The organism is Streptosporangium sp. NPDC002607 (assembly GCF_053592655.1).
On the sequence record NZ_JBSFWD010000015.1, the window covers coordinates 147112 to 162803 of the forward strand.

At 68.4% G+C, this 15692-nt stretch carries 17 protein-coding genes; 9 read left to right on the plus strand and 8 right to left on the minus strand.

The genetic code is table 11. The features are described from left to right. Positions 1-88: 88 nt before the first annotated feature. Both ACWD3H_RS19325 and ACWD3H_RS19330 read left to right on the plus strand, forming a co-directional pair. Complete coding sequence (locus ACWD3H_RS19325; RefSeq protein ID WP_451955922.1) at positions 89-574, plus strand: helix-turn-helix domain-containing protein; 486 nt, start codon at positions 89-91, stop codon at positions 572-574. 54 nt (positions 575-628) lie between these two features. Further along, positions 629-952: a hypothetical protein gene (locus ACWD3H_RS19330; RefSeq protein WP_451955923.1), complete on the plus strand. Its 324-nt coding sequence runs from the start codon at positions 629-631 to the stop codon at positions 950-952. Positions 953-1024: 72 nt separating this feature from the next. On the opposite strand, the gene ACWD3H_RS19335 is transcribed toward ACWD3H_RS19330, so the two are convergent. Next, positions 1025-2275 carry an MFS transporter gene (locus tag ACWD3H_RS19335; protein ID WP_451955924.1) on the minus strand — a complete coding sequence of 417 codons (1251 nt, stop codon included), beginning with the start codon at positions 2273-2275 and terminating at the stop codon, positions 1025-1027. Between the two features lie 91 nt (positions 2276-2366). Between ACWD3H_RS19335 and ACWD3H_RS19340 the strand changes: the two genes are divergently transcribed. Next, the gene (locus tag ACWD3H_RS19340; RefSeq protein ID WP_451955925.1) at positions 2367-2918 is read left to right on the plus strand and encodes a CGNR zinc finger domain-containing protein; all 552 of its coding nucleotides are present in this window, start codon (positions 2367-2369) and stop codon (positions 2916-2918) included. Between the two features lie 48 nt (positions 2919-2966). On the opposite strand, the gene ACWD3H_RS19345 is transcribed toward ACWD3H_RS19340, so the two are convergent. Continuing rightward, on the minus strand, positions 2967-3914 hold the full coding sequence (locus ACWD3H_RS19345) for a helix-turn-helix domain-containing protein (RefSeq protein WP_451955926.1): 948 nt from the start codon (positions 3912-3914) through the stop codon (positions 2967-2969). Positions 3915-4015: 101 nt separating this feature from the next. Here ACWD3H_RS19345 and ACWD3H_RS19350 point away from each other — a divergent pair, with 101 nt between their 5' ends. Further along, entirely contained in the window at positions 4016-5059 is a 1044-nt protein-coding gene (locus ACWD3H_RS19350) for a saccharopine dehydrogenase family protein (RefSeq protein ID WP_451955927.1), read from the plus strand. 142 nt (positions 5060-5201) lie between these two features. On the opposite strand, the gene ACWD3H_RS19355 is transcribed toward ACWD3H_RS19350, so the two are convergent. The 5 genes from ACWD3H_RS19355 to ACWD3H_RS19375 form a co-directional block, all read right to left on the minus strand. Continuing rightward, positions 5202-5501: a hypothetical protein gene (locus tag ACWD3H_RS19355; protein ID WP_451955928.1), complete on the minus strand. Its 300-nt coding sequence runs from the start codon at positions 5499-5501 to the stop codon at positions 5202-5204. A 38-nt stretch (positions 5502-5539) separates the two neighbouring features. Next, the gene (locus tag ACWD3H_RS19360) at positions 5540-6424 is read right to left on the minus strand and encodes an SMI1/KNR4 family protein (RefSeq protein ID WP_451955929.1); all 885 of its coding nucleotides are present in this window, start codon (positions 6422-6424) and stop codon (positions 5540-5542) included. A gap of 385 nt (positions 6425-6809) precedes the next feature. Continuing rightward, on the minus strand, positions 6810-7697 hold the full coding sequence (locus ACWD3H_RS19365) for an RNA polymerase sigma-70 factor (protein ID WP_451955930.1): 888 nt from the start codon (positions 7695-7697) through the stop codon (positions 6810-6812). A 29-nt stretch (positions 7698-7726) separates the two neighbouring features. Next, complete coding sequence (locus tag ACWD3H_RS19370; protein WP_451955931.1) at positions 7727-8926, minus strand: NAD(P)/FAD-dependent oxidoreductase; 1200 nt, start codon at positions 8924-8926, stop codon at positions 7727-7729. An 822-nt stretch (positions 8927-9748) separates the two neighbouring features. Next, positions 9749-11002 carry a serine hydrolase domain-containing protein gene (locus tag ACWD3H_RS19375; RefSeq protein ID WP_451955932.1) on the minus strand — a complete coding sequence of 418 codons (1254 nt, stop codon included), beginning with the start codon at positions 11000-11002 and terminating at the stop codon, positions 9749-9751. A 198-nt stretch (positions 11003-11200) separates the two neighbouring features. Between ACWD3H_RS19375 and ACWD3H_RS19380 the strand changes: the two genes are divergently transcribed. Then, positions 11201-11860: a GbsR/MarR family transcriptional regulator gene (locus ACWD3H_RS19380; RefSeq protein WP_350956254.1), complete on the plus strand. Its 660-nt coding sequence runs from the start codon at positions 11201-11203 to the stop codon at positions 11858-11860. 493 nt (positions 11861-12353) lie between these two features. On the opposite strand, the gene ACWD3H_RS19385 is transcribed toward ACWD3H_RS19380, so the two are convergent. Beyond that, positions 12354-12725, minus strand: coding sequence for a DUF5997 family protein (locus ACWD3H_RS19385; RefSeq protein WP_451955933.1), 372 nt, complete (start codon positions 12723-12725; stop codon positions 12354-12356). A gap of 55 nt (positions 12726-12780) precedes the next feature. On the opposite strand from ACWD3H_RS19385, the gene ACWD3H_RS19390 reads away from it, so the two are divergent. From ACWD3H_RS19390 to ACWD3H_RS19405, 4 genes are all read left to right on the plus strand, one after another. Beyond that, positions 12781-13509: a LysR family substrate-binding domain-containing protein gene (locus ACWD3H_RS19390; protein ID WP_355569013.1), complete on the plus strand. Its 729-nt coding sequence runs from the start codon at positions 12781-12783 to the stop codon at positions 13507-13509. 405 nt (positions 13510-13914) lie between these two features. Then, a complete protein-coding gene (locus tag ACWD3H_RS19395) occupies positions 13915-14478 on the plus strand; it encodes a hypothetical protein (protein WP_451955934.1) in 564 nt (187 codons plus the stop codon). Between the two features lie 524 nt (positions 14479-15002). Further along, complete coding sequence (locus ACWD3H_RS19400; protein ID WP_451955935.1) at positions 15003-15134, plus strand: hypothetical protein; 132 nt, start codon at positions 15003-15005, stop codon at positions 15132-15134. Positions 15135-15382: 248 nt separating this feature from the next. Further along, positions 15383-15679 carry a hypothetical protein gene (locus ACWD3H_RS19405; protein WP_451955936.1) on the plus strand — a complete coding sequence of 99 codons (297 nt, stop codon included), beginning with the start codon at positions 15383-15385 and terminating at the stop codon, positions 15677-15679. The last annotated feature ends 13 nt before the right edge of the window (positions 15680-15692 follow it).

Sequence of the window (15692 nt, forward strand, 5' to 3'; positions counted from 1 at the left end):
GCCGGTGGTGACGTCTGCACCTCGGTGAGCTTCGTGCCCTGGCTCTGGGAAGGACTTTCAGTCGGGACGACGGTGTACGTGGACGCGCGTGTCGATCTCACTCACCGTCGGCTGCTGCTGGCCGCCGCCGGTGGTGACGTCGACTACGCGCTCACGGAGGAGTTGCTCCGTCTCGTCGCGATGGCCGCTCGACCGGCCGGTCGAGCGGCTGAAGCCCGCCGACCGGACGCTGGTCGCGGTGGCCCGCGAGGCGATCCTCCAGGGGGCGCCGGAGGCGGTGGCGCTGTGCTCGCTGGCCGGGCTCCTGAAGGTCTCGCCGTACCGGCTGAGCCGGGTTTTCTCCCAGGAGATGGGCGTGTCACTGACCCGCTACCGCAACCGCGTGCGCGTCGGCCAGGCCATGGACCGGCTCACGCGGGGCGAACGCGGTCTCGCCGACCTGGCCGCCGACCTTGGTTTCGCCGATCAAGCGCACCTGACCCGTACTGTCCGCGAGCATCTGGGACACACTCCGACCGTGCTGCGCCGGCTGCTGTCGGCCCGCGGGGAGCGGCGGAGCCAGAACGTCCGCTGAGCCGGCAGTGCGTCCGTGATGAGTCGCTACACGCCGTGGCGGTGACCTGGGGCGGTGAAGCGGATCTCGGGTGACGCCTTGGGAGCGAGCAGGTCCAGCAGGCCGCCGCCCTCGACGGTCAACTCCTCGCGTCGGCCGAGGTCAGCGGAGCCGGCGGAAGAAGCCGCGGATGTCGTCGCCGATCGGATCAGCCCGGCGGCCGGAACGGTCGAACGCATCGACGAACGCACCTGCGTTCTGCACACCGGCGCGGACACGGTCGAGACCCTCGGCGTCTACCTGGGCCTGCTCGGCGAGGATTTCCGCGTCACCGGGCCACCGGAACTCCTCGCACACCTGCGCCGTCTCGCCGGCCGATACGCGCGAGCGACTGCCTGACGACCCGTTCCACCTGATCACCACCAAGCCCGGCAAAGGGTGGGAGCCTGCGCCAAGTGCCGTCGACCGTGCTCACGCGACGGGCTGATGGTCCACTTTCGGCTCGATGGCCGCAGACAGATCCGTACGGAGCGCGTACGGCACAAAGACGCCCAGCACGACGACGGCGAGCCCCGTGGCCAGGACGAACACCACCCGTACCCCCCATAGCTCCGCCGTGACTCCGGCCAGCGCCGCGCTGGCCGGAATCACCCCCCAACTGAGCACCCGAGACGCGGCGTAGATACGCCCCAGCAACTCCGGCGGCGACAGGTTCTGCCGGATCGTGGCCACCAGGATGCGCCAGATGCTCGATCCGGCCCCAGCGATCACTGCCCCGGCGGCCACGGTCCACACCGGCCCGCCCAGCGCCACCGGCGCCACCAGCAGAACGGTCCCGGCGGCGTCGGCGATCAGCAGCCTGGTCACCCCGAACCGGCGCCGCAACGGCTCCACCACCGCCGCCGCGAGCAGCCCGCCCACGGCCATCGCCGTCAGCACCAGGCCGTACTGGGCTGTGGTGAGATCGAGCGGGCCGGGGCTGACGGCGTACACGACGAGCAGGGCCGTCGCGACCGCCCAGGGGATGTTCATCACGGCGGTGAAGAGGGTCAGCGTTCGCACCACCGGCTGCCGCCACAGGTACCGGAAGCCGGCGACCACGTTGCCGCCCCCCGCGGTCGCGGTCCGGGCCTCGGCAGGCGCCCGGCGCAGGGCCATCATGGCGAGGCCTGCGACGGCCAGGACGTAGAGGGCCGCGCTCGCACCGGTGGCCAGGGCGAGGGTGAGGCCTGCCAGCAGGCCCGCGAGCGGTGGGCCGGCGAGTTCGTTGGTGACGTTGATGGTCGCCTCGATGCGCGCGTTGGCTCTGTTGCGACCGGCAGGCTCGACGACCATGGGGATAGTCGAGGTCAGCGCGGTGTCGACCAGCGTCTCGGCCACGCCGAGCAGCACCGCCGCGGCAAGGAGCAGCGGCAGCGACAGGGTGCCGGTGAGGTGGCTGATGGTGAGGCCGGACAGCACCAGCGCGCGGACCAGGTTGACGCCGCTCAGCAGCATCCGGCGGTCGACCCGGTCGACGATCCAGCCGGCGTGCAGGCCGAAGACCGGCCATGCCAGGGTGAGCGCCACCGTCACGGCCGCCACCCCGCCGGGCGAGGCGTCGGCGGCGATGGCGAGCAGTGGCAGGACGAACAGCGCCATGCCGTCGCCGAGGTTCGCGGCACCGGTGCCGAACCACAGCGCGTTGAACGGCCGGCCCAGCGACGGGGGGAGGAGGCGCATTTCTTACCCTTCAAATACATTTGATCGGTCATAGCGTGGCCCGTACCGCCTAACCTGTCAATAGGGTTTGATCGGTGAGATACTCGATGCCGTGACTGCCATCGAGTTGGTTGGGAACGTGCTGTGCCTGGACTTCGCCAACACGGTCAACGCTCGTCCGGTGGCTCGGCGAGACTGGCTGGGTACCCCGGAGGAGGCTGTGACCTGGGCCGCGGCGGCGGGGCATCCGATCGAGGAACCGGACGGGCTCGCAGCGGCCCTGCCGGATGCCCGCGAGCTGCGTGAGGCGGTGTTCCGGGTGTTTCAGCCGCTTGCGCAGGGGGGTCCGGCGCCGCAGCCAGATCTTGATGTCGTCGTCGCGCTGCACGGTGACGGCATTGCCCATGGCCGGCTGGAGGAGGCCGGCGGGAACTTCCGGTTCTCGTGGGGTGGTCCGCGTACGGCGCGAATCCTGCTCTGGGAGGTCGCGGCTTCGGCGGTCGAGCTACTCACCCACGGGCCACTGGATCGGCTCGGTGAGTGTCCGTCGTGCTGCTGGTTGTTCCTGGACGTCAGCAAGAATCGTCGCCGCCGGTGGTGCAGCATGACCACCTGTGGCAGCCGCGACAAGTCGCGGCGCTACTACGCGGGACGCTCCTCCTGAGGACCTCGGTCGTGTTGGGACGTGGCGGTACGCCGAGGACCATAGGCCTCACGCTCGGAAGGTCCGGCGGTAGGCGTCCGGCGGTACGCCGATCGTGCGGTGGAAGTGGCGGCGCAGTGTCGTCGCCGTGCCCATGCCCGCGGCCGAGGCGATGGCCTCGACGCTGTCGTCCGTGGCCTCCAGCAGTTCCTGCGCGCGGCGGATCCGCTGCGTCAGCAGCCACTGCAGCGGGGTGGTGCCGGTTACCGAGCGGAAGTGGCGGGCCAGGTGGCGCGAGCTCATGTTCGCCTGGCGGGCCAGGTCCTCCACGGTGAGCGGCTGGTCCAGCCGCCGCATCACCCAGGTGAGCAGCTCGGCCAGGGGATGGCCGTCCTGGGCGGGCACCGGTGTGGTGACGAACTGAGCCTGGCCACCGGCCCGGTGAGGCGGCACGACCAGGCGGCGGGCGACCACGTTGGCGACCGCCGGGCCGTGGTCGCGGCGGACCAGATGCAGGCACAGGTCCATCGCCGCGGCCTTGCCCGCGGACGTGAGCACGCTGCCGTTGTCGACGTAGAGCACATCCGGGTCGACCTGCACCCGCGGATAGCGCGCCGCCAGTTCCTCGGTGTGGGCCCAGTGCGTGGTGGCGCGCAGCCCGTCCAGCAGGCCGGCGGCGGCGAGCACGAACACGCCCGTGCACAGGGAGACCACCCGCGCGCCCGACTCGTGGGCCGCGCGCACCGCCTCGACCAGGTCGGCCGGCGGGTCCTCGTCGACGTCCGCCAGGGCGGGGACGATCACGGTGTCGGCGTGCGCCAGCCGGTCGAGCCCGCAGTCCGGCTCCAGCAGGAACCGGCCGACCCGGGCGGCGTGCGTGCCGCACACCCTGACGTCGTACCAGGGGCCTGGCAGGGCGGCCGGGGCGGAGCCGAACACCTCGTAGGCCAGGGCCAGCTCGAAGTGCAGCATCCCGTCGGTAGCGGCGACCGCGACGGAGCGCGGAACAGGACTCATGTCGGGAATTGTACGGGTCATGTCGTTCCGGACACTGGCCCCGATAGGCCGATGGGGACAGGATTTCCGCAGTGGATCACTTCGAGCACATGGGAGCAGGCATGGAATCGGGACGGAACGTGGCGGTGTTCGGCGCCTACGGGCACACCGGGCGGTTCGTGGTCACGGAGTTGCGCGAGCGCGGATACGTCCCGCTGCTCCTCGGTCGCGACCAGGACAAGCTACTGGCGCTGGTGCAGGCCCAGCCGGGGCTTGAGGCGCGGCAGGCGTCGGTCGACGATCCGGCCTCGCTCGACCGCGCGCTGAACGGCGCGGCCGCCGTGATCAACTGCGCCGGGCCCTTCGCCACGACCGCCGCCCCGCTGGTCGAGGCGGCGCTGCGGGCCGGCATCCCATATGTCGACGTGGCGGCCGAGATCGAGGCGAACCTTGACACGTTCACGCACTTCGCGGAGCGTGCCCGCGCCGCGGGCACCGTGGTGGTCCCGGCGATGGCCTTCTACGGCGGCCTCGGCGACCTGCTGGTCACCACCGCGATGGGCGCCTGGACGGCGGCGGACGAGGCACACATCGCCTACGGCCTGAGCAGTTGGCACCCCACGGCCGGAACACTCGCTTCGGGCGCGGTCTCGGGGCAGCGGCGGGGTGGCCGCCGTGTCCGCTACACCGGCGGACGGCTGGAACACCACGACGACGCTCTGCCGACCCTGGAGTGGCCCTTCCCGGCTCCGCTCGGCCCCCAGAGCGTCATCGGAGAGTTCACCATGGCCGACGTCGTCACCGTTCCCAGTCACCTGGCCGTTCCGGAGGTACGCACCTACATGACCGCCAAGGCGGCCGCGGACCTGTCCGCTCCTGAGGCCTCGGCACCGGCCGCCGTCGACGAGCTCGGCCGATCCGCGCAGACCTTCGTCGTCGACGTCCTGGTCCGCTCGGGCGGCGCGGAACGCCGCGTGGCCGCCGCCGGTCAGGACATCTACGCCATCAGCGCGCCGCTCGCGGTGGAGGCCGTCGACCGCATCCTCACCGGTCGGACCAGGACCATCGGCGTCGCCTCCGCGGGCGCGGTCTTCGACGCCCCGGACTTCCTCCGCGCCCTGTCCGCGCACCTCTCGGTGCACGTCCCGCTCGACACACGCGGCTGACCGACGACCCGTACCGGGATTCAGAGCGTGGTCAGTGCGGTCGACGCCAGCGCCGACTCCGACAGACGGGAGCCCCCGTGGAGATCAACCAGCAGCAACTCGATGAGATCCTGGCCGATTTCTCCGCACTAGGCCGAGCCACCTATCTCTGAACCTCGGCTACGCCGCCGCTGAACAAGACGACCTGGGCATACCCCGGTTCACTCCAGAACTGCCGCAGGTTCCCGTCGCCCTGGTCCAACGACCGGGCGCTGTGGACCCACCCCGGCACCGACTTGATGAAGGCCGGCAGATCGGTATCGTCCTCCTCCTCTACCGCGGCCGCGGCCGGTTCGTCACATTGCCCGTCGGCGGCCTCAGGCGAAACCTGTTCGTCGTCGGTGAGACCGGCCAAGGCGAGGATCCGCCTGGTGGCCTCCTCCTCCGGGCCGGCCACGGACACGGCCTGGCATCCCTATCAGCAGCGCCACTGTCGTGTGGCTAGGGCCAGACAGGCTCTCCGCGGTGCGTCGTCGTCGACAGCACCTGGCAACCCATGCGGCGGACGGCATCGAACAGTGTGACGCGCGCCCGCTCTTCGTCTTCAGCCGGGAAGGCAACCCGGATCTGGTGACCGTAGGCCGTCTCGTAGGTCAGCAACCAGCCGAGGTCCGTGGCTGCGAAATGGTCTTGTCGACAGTCGTCTCCATCATCGTTCGCGCCCCGGTCGGCCGTGGGCGCGAGCGCATCACGGAGAATCCGTAGCCGCTCAAGGTAGGGCAACTCGCCTTCGGACAGCTTGATGTAAACGTGTTCGCGCTCGCGAAACGGCTCGAACCACGGCGACGCCTCGACCTCATCGGGCAATATCGTCGTGGTGATCCGTCCGCTCAACCAGCCGTGGAGGAACTCCACCGCGCCGACGTCATGTGCGTCGTAGCAGACGTTGCGCGAGTTCCAGACCACGACCCTCCAACTGTCCGGCTCTCCGCCGGTCAGCCAGCAGAGCGAGTCACCGTTGTCGGTGTCGGCCCACTCCAGCAGCCCACCGGGTTCCGGATAGAACGGGTACGGGCATTCGTCGGGATACTTCTCACGGAAAGGCCGCTCTCTATCCAGCAGCCGCTGTGCGTGCTGGACCAGCAGGTCGTGGGCGCCAAACGGAGTCAGCGGCGTGATGAAGTCAACAAACTGGCCGTGCCCATATTGCTCGATGAGCGTCTTGAAGTCAGCGGGCAGCCCAAGCCCGAGGGCGGCCTCGACCTCACTCCAGTCGCCGTGCGCGTCGACCGGTTCCGTGGGCGGCGACACAAAGCGGATCAATTCCCCCATCGCCGTCATGGCCGGCAAGTGTAGTGAGCCGACGATCAGGTTTCTCGCGCCCATCAGCGTCGCGTAGGCCGCGAGCTCGGACCGCGGCGGATACCTCGCCGGTGCTGCGTTCCTCACCGGAGGTCGAAAACCCAAGGTCATTGGAAGCAGTTCTGCGAACGGGGTCCATGTGTCAACGATGTCTGAATCTTCGTCGTTGACACTGCTTGCGAATCGGTCCGATCTCCGGCCGTACGGGCCGCAAGCTGGGCGGCGACCTCCCCGCGAGTGACCGTGACTGACCCTTGTTGACCGCCCTTAATGGCCCGCTAATGGCCCGACGATCACGCTCACGACCGCCCTGTCCCGGGTCCGCTCGTGGACGGCGGGATCAAGCCGGCCAGGCCGCTCATATGTTGGCAGCCGACCAGCGGTGCCGAGGGTGGATCCCGCGCAGATCTCAGGGCGTGCTGACGTCGCGAGTAGTTCTGTCGGCAATAGCCTGGAGTTTGTCGGGGTTGGCGACGTTGTGGATGGCGGTGATGCGGCCGTCAGCGTCGAAGTCGAAGGTGACAGTGGCGATGACGCGACCCGAGCCGATGAACACCATGCCCGGGCCGCCGTTGATCTCGACCAGTTCGGCATTCATGTCGGCAGGCTCGACGCCCTGGTAGGTGACCTTGCCGATGGCTGCGAACCAGGCGGCCACCGTTTGTGCGCCCACGACCGGACGCAATGCCTGGCGGACCTTGCCGCCGCCGTCGGTCCACAGTGTGACGTCCGGGGACAGCAGTTCCATAAGGGTGTTGATGTCACCTCCGGTCGCGGCGGCAAGGAACCGACCGGTGACGTCACGCTGCCGCGACCGGTCCGCGGTAAAGCGTGGCCGCCGGGCCCGCACATGCTCGCGAGCACGATGCGCCGCCTGGCGCACCGCGGCCTCGGAACGCTCCACCGCCTCCGCGATTTCGGCATGGCTGAAGTCGAAGACCTCCCTCAGCACGAACACCGCGCGCTCGAGCGGGCTCAGCGTTTCCAGCACCACCAGCATCGCCATCGATACCGACTCGGCGTTCGTGACGTCGTCAGCGGTGTCGCCACTGGTGAGAATGGGCTCCGGCAGCCACGGCCCCACATATGCCTCGCGCTGGTGCCTGGTCGACCGCAGCCGTTCCAGCGCCAGATTTGACACGATTCGCGCCAGATATGCCTTGGGGTCGGCCACCTGCGAGCGGCCGGTGGCCGACCATTTAATCCAGGCATCCTGGACCGCATCCTCGGCGTCTGCCACGGTGCCGAGAATGCGGTAGGCCACTGAGAACAGCAGATTGCGATGCTGGTTGAACACCTGCTGGTCGTGGTCTGGGGACGGGTGCGTCACCGCACCCCCCGGATACGAGTGAAGCGACCGCCGCGGGGCCAGAACGCGCCCGAGGCGGGCATCTTCTTCATACGGCCGTAGGTCGGCCATGGCGAAGCAGTCACTGTCTCCTTATACCGTGCTGCCATGCGGCCGGTCAGATACACCCGTCGAGGGCTGTCGTCGGGGTGGGTGAACTGAACGACCGCGTCATGCCGTCCCAGGCTCACCGGCGTGTGGTAGTAGCCGAAGCGGAACGGCTTGGGCTGTTTGCCGTTCAGTGCACGGACGATCGACACCGCGGCATGCACGCCGGTCGGCATGCCTCCCTGGCAGGTGCCGTGCATGACGCCGTAGCCCTGGTGGATCGCGGCCGCGTCACCCACAGCGTACACATCCGGGTGCGACACCGACCGCAGCGCGGCGTCGGTGACGATGCGGCCGCGCTCGTCGACGGTCAGACCCGCGGCGGCCGCCAGTGGCGACACCCGCGTACCGCTCGTCCACAGGACGACATCGGCGGCAATGCTCTCCCCACCCGCCAGATCGACCGAATCGGGCAGCACCTTCACCACCTCGATCCCGCTGCGCACGCGGATATCCAGGCGCTCGAGCGCGGCCTGCAGATACGCCTTGGCCTTGGGGTTCATGGCCGCACCGGGCTCCTGCCGGCCCAGAAGCACGACGTTCAGCTCCGGGTGCTGCTCGGCGATCTCCGCGGCCGACTCGATGCCGGTCAACCCGCTGCCACCGACCACGACTGTGCCGCGGCCGAGCCGAGCCAGTCGGTCGGCCAGCAACTCGGCGTCCTGGGCGCTGTTGAGTGTGTACGCGTGCTCCCCAACACCGGGCACCGCCTCCGTGTCGGCCATGCCGCCCAGCCCGTACACCAGTGTGTCGTAGTGCAGCACCCGGTTGTCGTCGATCCGCACAGTCCTCGCGTTCGCGTCCACGGCCGTCACCCAGCCACGCACAAACTCCGCACCCGTGCCCTCAAGCAGCTCCGGGATGCTCATTTCGGCGAGTTGCTGCCCGGTCGCCGTCATGTGCAGCCGCAGCCGCTCGGTGAACCGCTCTTGGGCATTCACCAGCGTTACCTGCACGTCCTTGCGCCGCTTGTCCCGAGCGGCGAGCTGGATCGCTGCGGACATGCCCGCGTACCCCGCCCCCAGAATCAGAACGCGGTGCGTGGCCGCCATGCCGTGCTGTGTGCTCATCGTTTGTGCCTTTCTCGTCGTGCTGACGACCACGAGATGCAAGCTGCCTGCCTGTACGTGACATGCGATCGGTGTGACACGCGACACAGTCGGCTTGATGGCGTTCTCGGCCCACGTGATCAACGAATCCCACCGTGCCGCCGGCACTCCCGCCGCGATGGTCTATCAGCGCGGCTCCAACGACCGTCAGCTGCAGAAGGCCGAATAACGATCAAAGCCCAGGTCGGGGAAACCATCCCTTATCTGGGCTAACGCATGAGTGGAGCCTAGGAGATTCGAACTCCTGACATCCTGCTTGCAAATCGGCCCGACCTTAAGCCGTAACGGCCTGGACCTGGGCGGCGGGCCATCCGTGAGTGACCGTGATTGACCACTGTTTACCCCCCTTAATGGCCCGACGATCATGCCCGTAGGTATTGCTCGGTCAACTGCTTGGCTAGTCACCCGACAGAAAAACCGGTGCAGTATCCCCAAGGCGACGGGATACGATTTGGCGCTCGTACGGAGCCGCTGTACGTTCGCCCGGACGTAGGCAACCCGACCTATCGGAGTGGAAAGGGCCACGACCACACCCTCGTGGAAACGTCGACGGTTCGGCCGCCAGGGGCTGACCGTCGAGTGTCGCGGGTTGAGGGCGGGCGTACCAGGCGCGGGCGCGGTGTCAGTCGTCGATCGTCTGGTAGAGCATGGTCCAGAAGTCGCGGATAACCTGCGGCGCTCATGATCCGGCTCTACTTCCCCGCCCTGTCCCCGGCGACCGGCAGGATCGCCGACCGCCAGGGGGCGGGAGTTGGTGTGGAATGCCTGGCCGGCTCGGCCCCGTCAGCCCGCGGCCTTCCCGCCGCAGAACACCTCCTTGAGGAGCTTGTCCAGCGCCTTCGGGAACGCCTGCGCCGGGTCGACTGCGGCGTCCCCGGTGGTGATCGAGGCGGCCATGGTCTTCTTGCCGTCGGGCGTGCTGTAGATCAGCGCCCCGTAGCCATTGTTGCTGCCGTTGTGGTTGAAGACGGTGCCGACGCAGCCCGGGCCCAGGTCCTGCACGTACAGCCCGAGGCCGTAGCTGCCGAAGAGGCCGCTGCTCTTGGGGTGCGGCTTGCGCATCTCGGCCAGCAGCGGGGCCGGCAGGAGCTTGCCGCCCTGCAGCGCGGAGAAGAACGTCTGGAGATCCTCGGTGGTCGAGATCATCTCACCGGCGGCGGAGATCCAGGAGGGGTTCTGGCGGGTGACGTCGATCGTCTTCCACTGGCCGGCGTCCTCATACCGGTAGTAGGCGTGGGCGTATGGCCTGGGCATCTCCGGCGAGGTGCCCGGCACCACAGTGCGCCGCATCTTGAGCGGCCCCAGGATCCGCCGCTTCATCTCCGTGGCGTAGGAGTGGCCGGTGACCTTCTCGATCAGCAGCTTGGCCAGCACGTAGTTGGTGTTGGCGTAGCTCCAGTTCGTCCCCGGCGCGAACTTCGCCGGCTTGGACAACGCCAGCCGTACCAGCTCCTCGTCCTGGTAGGTGTGGAACCGCTTGTCCACCCACTCCTGGCCCGCCCAGGGGATCCCCGGCACGATCGTCCCGTCGTCGTAGTACTCGCCGGTGAAGTTGAACAACCCGCTGGTGTGCTGCAGCAGCATCCGCACCGTGATCTGCCGGTCCAGCTTGAACTTGGGCAGGTAGTCGACCACCGGGGTGTCCAGCCCGATCTCGCCGTCGGCCACCAGTTGCAGCACCAGGGTCGCGGTGAAGGTCTTGGTAGTGCTGCCGATCCGGAAGTGGCCGTTGGTCGGCGGTTTGGCGCTCTGGCCCAGCTTGCGCACCCCGGCGCTGCCGACCCACTCGCCCCGCTGATCGTTCACGCGCATCTGCACCCCGGCGTAACCGGCATCGACGAACTCCTGGATGGCCTTCTGCAGCTCCGGGCGGTCCTGCCCGGCAGCGGCCTTCGGCACGGCCACACCCGCGGTGGCCACCGCGGGTGTGGCCGCCCCGGCCAGCAGCGTGGCCGCCAGCGCCGTGACCGCCACTCGCCGGGAGGCCCGCGGCGTCCGGGCTCCGGTGTTCTCGGTGATGTGGAGGGGTTCACTCACGGTCGCTCCTCATTTCGCGATAGTACGCATTTGGCTTGACTCGAAAGCTACGTTGCATTCGAAATTCAGTCAATCAACAGAAACGCATTTCCCCAGGTGTATGACGTTAAATTGATGCAATGACGCTGGCCTCGAACGCAACTCTGAGTTGCAATGAATGATGGCGAAGGCAATACTGGCGGCATGCCAGGAGGACGATTGACCCAGCAGGACCGCGAGCGCATCGCGGCCGGACTCGCCGATGGACTCTCCTACGCCGAGATCGCCAGGCGGCTCGACCGGCCGACCTCGACGATCACCCGGGAGATCGGGCGCAACGGCGGCCCCGGCGGCTACCGGCCCCAGCAGGCGCACCAGGCGACGATCCAGCGGGCGCGGCGCGGCACGCCGGCACCCCCGCGCGCAGGCGGACCGCCGGGCGGCACGATGGAAGAGGAGCTCGTCGAGGTAGCGGTCAGGACGGGGCTGCCGAGGATGAGCGCGCGCGTGCACTTCGACCTGTTGCTGTCCGAGGACGGCAGGCGCACCGCGGCCGAGCTGACCCACAGGCTGAAGATCAGCCCGGCCTCCGTCTCCGTCGCCGTGAACTTCCTGGTCGAGCAGGGGTTCGTCCGGCGTGAGCGCGATCCGCAGCGGCGTCGCGACATCTACGTGGTCGACGACGACGCCTGGTACCACTCGATCGTGACCGGCAGGCGGCAGACGCTCGATACGGTGCAGGCCACGATGGCGGCGGCCGAGACCTACGGGCTCGACAGCCCCGTGGGGCAACGGCTGGCCAAGACAGCGGCGTTCCTGGAGCGGGTCAGCCTGGACATGATCGAGTCGGCCGACCGCTGGCGCGCCCTCCTGACGTGATGGGTCTCAGCCGAACCAGCTGAGGAGCCGGCTGACCAGTTCCTGCTGATCGTCACCGCCCGACGCCGCTTCCCGTACCCCGCAAGCCCGGCAGTCGCGCGGGATCGGCCCCCAGGCCGCACGCGCAGCGCGGGAGCGGCGGCGCTTGTACCGCCTTGACGGCCTCGCCCGTGGGGTCCCGGCGAAGGGAGCGGGCACGCAACGGGCACGGGGGCGAAAGAAGGCGCAACCATGCCTGACCTGGGCTTTTTCGTGTCCGTGAGGGTGGTGGAGCCTAGGAGATTCGAACTCCTGACATCCTGCTCGCAAAGCAAGACGGGCGGGGGCGGGACCATTGGGCTGTACCCGCTCCCACCTGTGCATACGGTCCACAGTGATCCGTCGTCGTCCGGCCTCGTCCAGGGTCGTTGTCACCCGGATAGTCACTCGGCGAGGCGGTGGCGGCAGCCTGGAGACGCGTCTGGGGGTCGGAAACGTGCAGGATCTCAGCTGTCTAGCGTTGCTTGAGGCGGAGTGCTTCTTTGCGGATCTCGGCCTGGAGGGACTGCTCGCGCTCCAGCCACGCCGGGTTCTCCGCCTTCAGCGCATCGATCTCAGCGGTGGTGAGCGGTCCGGTGATCCCACCTCTGATCAGGCCGGCAACGGAGACCCTGAGCTTCGCGGCGATGACCTGCTTGGTGTGCGGGCCGTTGCGGCGCAGGTCAGCGAGCCAGGCGGGTGGCGTCGACTGCAACTCGTTCAGCTCGTCCCTGGAGACGACACTCGCCTGGAACTCGGCGGGAGTGGCCGAGAGGGGGACACCCAGCTTCTTGGCCGCGGTCGCGGGCTTCATTGTCTGGATGGTCTTCGGTTTGGGCGAGGTCATGGCGTCAAGAGTAGTCAGCCGGAACAGGTTCCCTTGACATCAGTACCCTGAGGAAGTGACTGATGGAGAGACCGGCAGGATGTTTCGACTGGCGTACGTGCCCGGGGTGACACCCGCGAAATGGGTCAACGTCTGGACCGAGAGAATGCCCGGCGTGCCGATTACCCTGGTCGCGGTTCCCGCCGCCGAGGTGGTGGGACTCCTGCGGAGTGGCGGCGCCGACGCCGGATTCGTCAGGCTGCCGGTCGACCGGGACGGGCTCAGCGTGATTCCTCTCTACGTGGAGACCACGGTGGTCGTGGTGCCCAAGGACCACGCGATAGCCGCCGCCGACGAGGTGGCCATCACCGACCTTATCGACGACGAGGTGTTCCATCCTCTGGACGACACCATCGAGTGGACGGTCCGGCCCGGGCTGCCCGCGTTCACCCGCCCGGCCACAACGGCGGACGCGGTCGAGCTGGTAGCGGCCGGCACTGGGATTCTCCTGGTTCCGCTGTCGCTGGCACGCCTCCACCACCGCAGGGATCTCACTTACCGGCCGGTGCCGGACGCGCCGCAGTCTCAGGTTGCGCTGGCCTGGCCCACGGACGCGACCACTGACCTGGTGGAAGATTTCATCGGCATCGTCCGCGGCCGGACGGTGAACAGCTCGCGGGGCCGTACCCCCGCCTCCCCTGCGGAGAAACCGGCACAGCGGCAGGCACAAAAACCCGCACAGAATGGCTCCGGCCGCCGGGCCGTGCCAGCCGGCCGTAAAAAGAAGGGCTACCGGCCTCGCTGACCTGCAGACAGATGCGCCGATCATCTCTGGTACGGAATGCTGGTGGAGCCTAGGAGATTCGAACTCCTGACTTCCTGCTCGCAAAGCCGCAAGGATCTCGCTTCACCAGCGCCAACGCGCCTCAGCGTACCGATCACGCTCCCCTTCCCCCATGTTTCCCGTCCTATCGGGCACGCAACGGGCACGCCAGGGATGGCGTTCGGTCGGGGTTGCGTTCACCGGCGTCACCGAAGGTGCCTGCCGCCACTTCCGGTCGCCGAAGCCGCTTCACCGGCCCGCCTTATATAGGCGCTGTTCAGAAGGTCGGCGGAAGGTTTCCTGGACCGAGTTCGGCGGCTCGGCCACGATGAGGGCATGACGGAGAACGGACCAGCGCAGCCGCCGACGACGGGGGGAGGAGCAGGTTTGCGCCCGAACTGGGCGGCGATGAGCGCTCTGGCGGGTGCGGTGGCCGCCGTGGTCGCGCTGGTCGCCTACCTGATGCCGCCGGCCCCGCCTCCGCAGCCCCCGTCCGACGCGGTAGTCACCACCTCGGCTCCGCAGCCGTCGTCACCGGATCCGGTCACCACCCGGCCCGCACCGCCCGCCCCGAGCCCACCTCCCGAGTCCAGCGCGCCCCAGCCACCGGCGCCAAGCCCCACGCGAGCGGTGCCGGTTGTCTCCCCGCCGGTGTCAGCGGTCCGGCCCGGGGGCTGCGACGAGACGGCGACGGCGCTGACCGCATACCGCCAGAACGCCGGGACCACCCGCAGCAGCCAGGCAGTCGCGGCTCGCCAGACCTACCTCGACCTGATGGGCGCGGTCCTCGACGCGCAAGGAGCGGTGGGAGCGACGATCAGTCGACTGGCCGCCGAATTCCAGGAACTGAACTTCCGGCTGACCGGCATGACCGGCGGCGATCCCGACCAGGTGATCGCGGATATCAACACGGACCTCGCCGAGCTCAAGAGGCTGTGCGGATCCGGCTGACCTGACGACACGTCACAGCCGGACTGGCGCGCGGCGGCTGCGGAGCAGCGGGGCCGGTGGGTCCGCGCTTGAGCGCCGTTCCCGCGTGCTCATCGCCTCCGCCGGCGCACACCCGACATCGCGGCCTTCCCGATCAACATCCCGCTAGGGGCGATGGCTGCCGACTGCTGCCCCGGACCTTCGATCGCCCCCAACCACGAGCGGTCGCCGGCCACCCCGTGGCGATCGTCGTGCTGTACCTGGCGGCGACGCGTCCGAAGTTCGTACCTGGTCCGGTCGCTGTGGCCCAGGCGCGGCGCTGTCATTGACCTGACTCATCTACTCGGACATCGTGAAGGTCGGCAATCTCAGTCGGAAGGAACGCATGCATGTTCGGCCTGAGCTGGGTTGAGGTTTTGTTCTTTGTGCTAATCGTGATCGCCATCGTTCTTGTGGTACGAGCCCGACGACGATAGCGGGGGCTGCGCGGCCAGGGCCGAGCCTTTAACAGGTCGGGGACGAGTCTGGCCGATCTCATGGCGCGGATGGGGCACGACAGCGACCGGGCCGCACTGATCTACCAGCACGCCACACGGGACACCGATCAGCGGATCGCCGACGCGCTGAGCGCACGGGTGGAAACCGAACAGGAGAACGATGACGGCGAAACGGCCTGAGGGAGGGCTAATGGCCCGTTAATGGCCCGGATACCGCACACCAAGACCGGCTGAGAGGTGTTTTGGCTGGTGGAGCCTAGGAGATTCGAACTCCTGACATCCTGCTTGCAAACGGGAGCCAGTCACCACCTGGCGAACTCCTCGGCCTGCTCGGGCGTGTGGCGGTGAGTGTCGGAGTGAGGTGTTGTGCAGCCCTGTTGCTGTACTTCGCTGCTGTACACAGCACCCCAGCCGGCGACCAGCCCAGGATGACATCGAGCATCGCGGCGATCATCCTGCAGGACACGCCTGCCCTCGCCGGCCGATGTCTGGGGCTGCTCGGCCGCCGGACCGAAGCGATCACCAAGCTCACTGAGGCGATCGCTCTCATGGAGCAGTTCCGGTTGTCCAACTACCGGCATGCCCACACCCTGGAGATACTCGCCGCGCTGCTGCTGAGGAAGGCCGGACTGGCGAGAGCCGCCAAGCCTACGTGCGAGCGGCCGAGGTGTTCGAGACGATCCGTGACACCGACGCGAGCAGTCGCTCGCTCGCGATGCAGGTGAGCGTAGAAAGCCC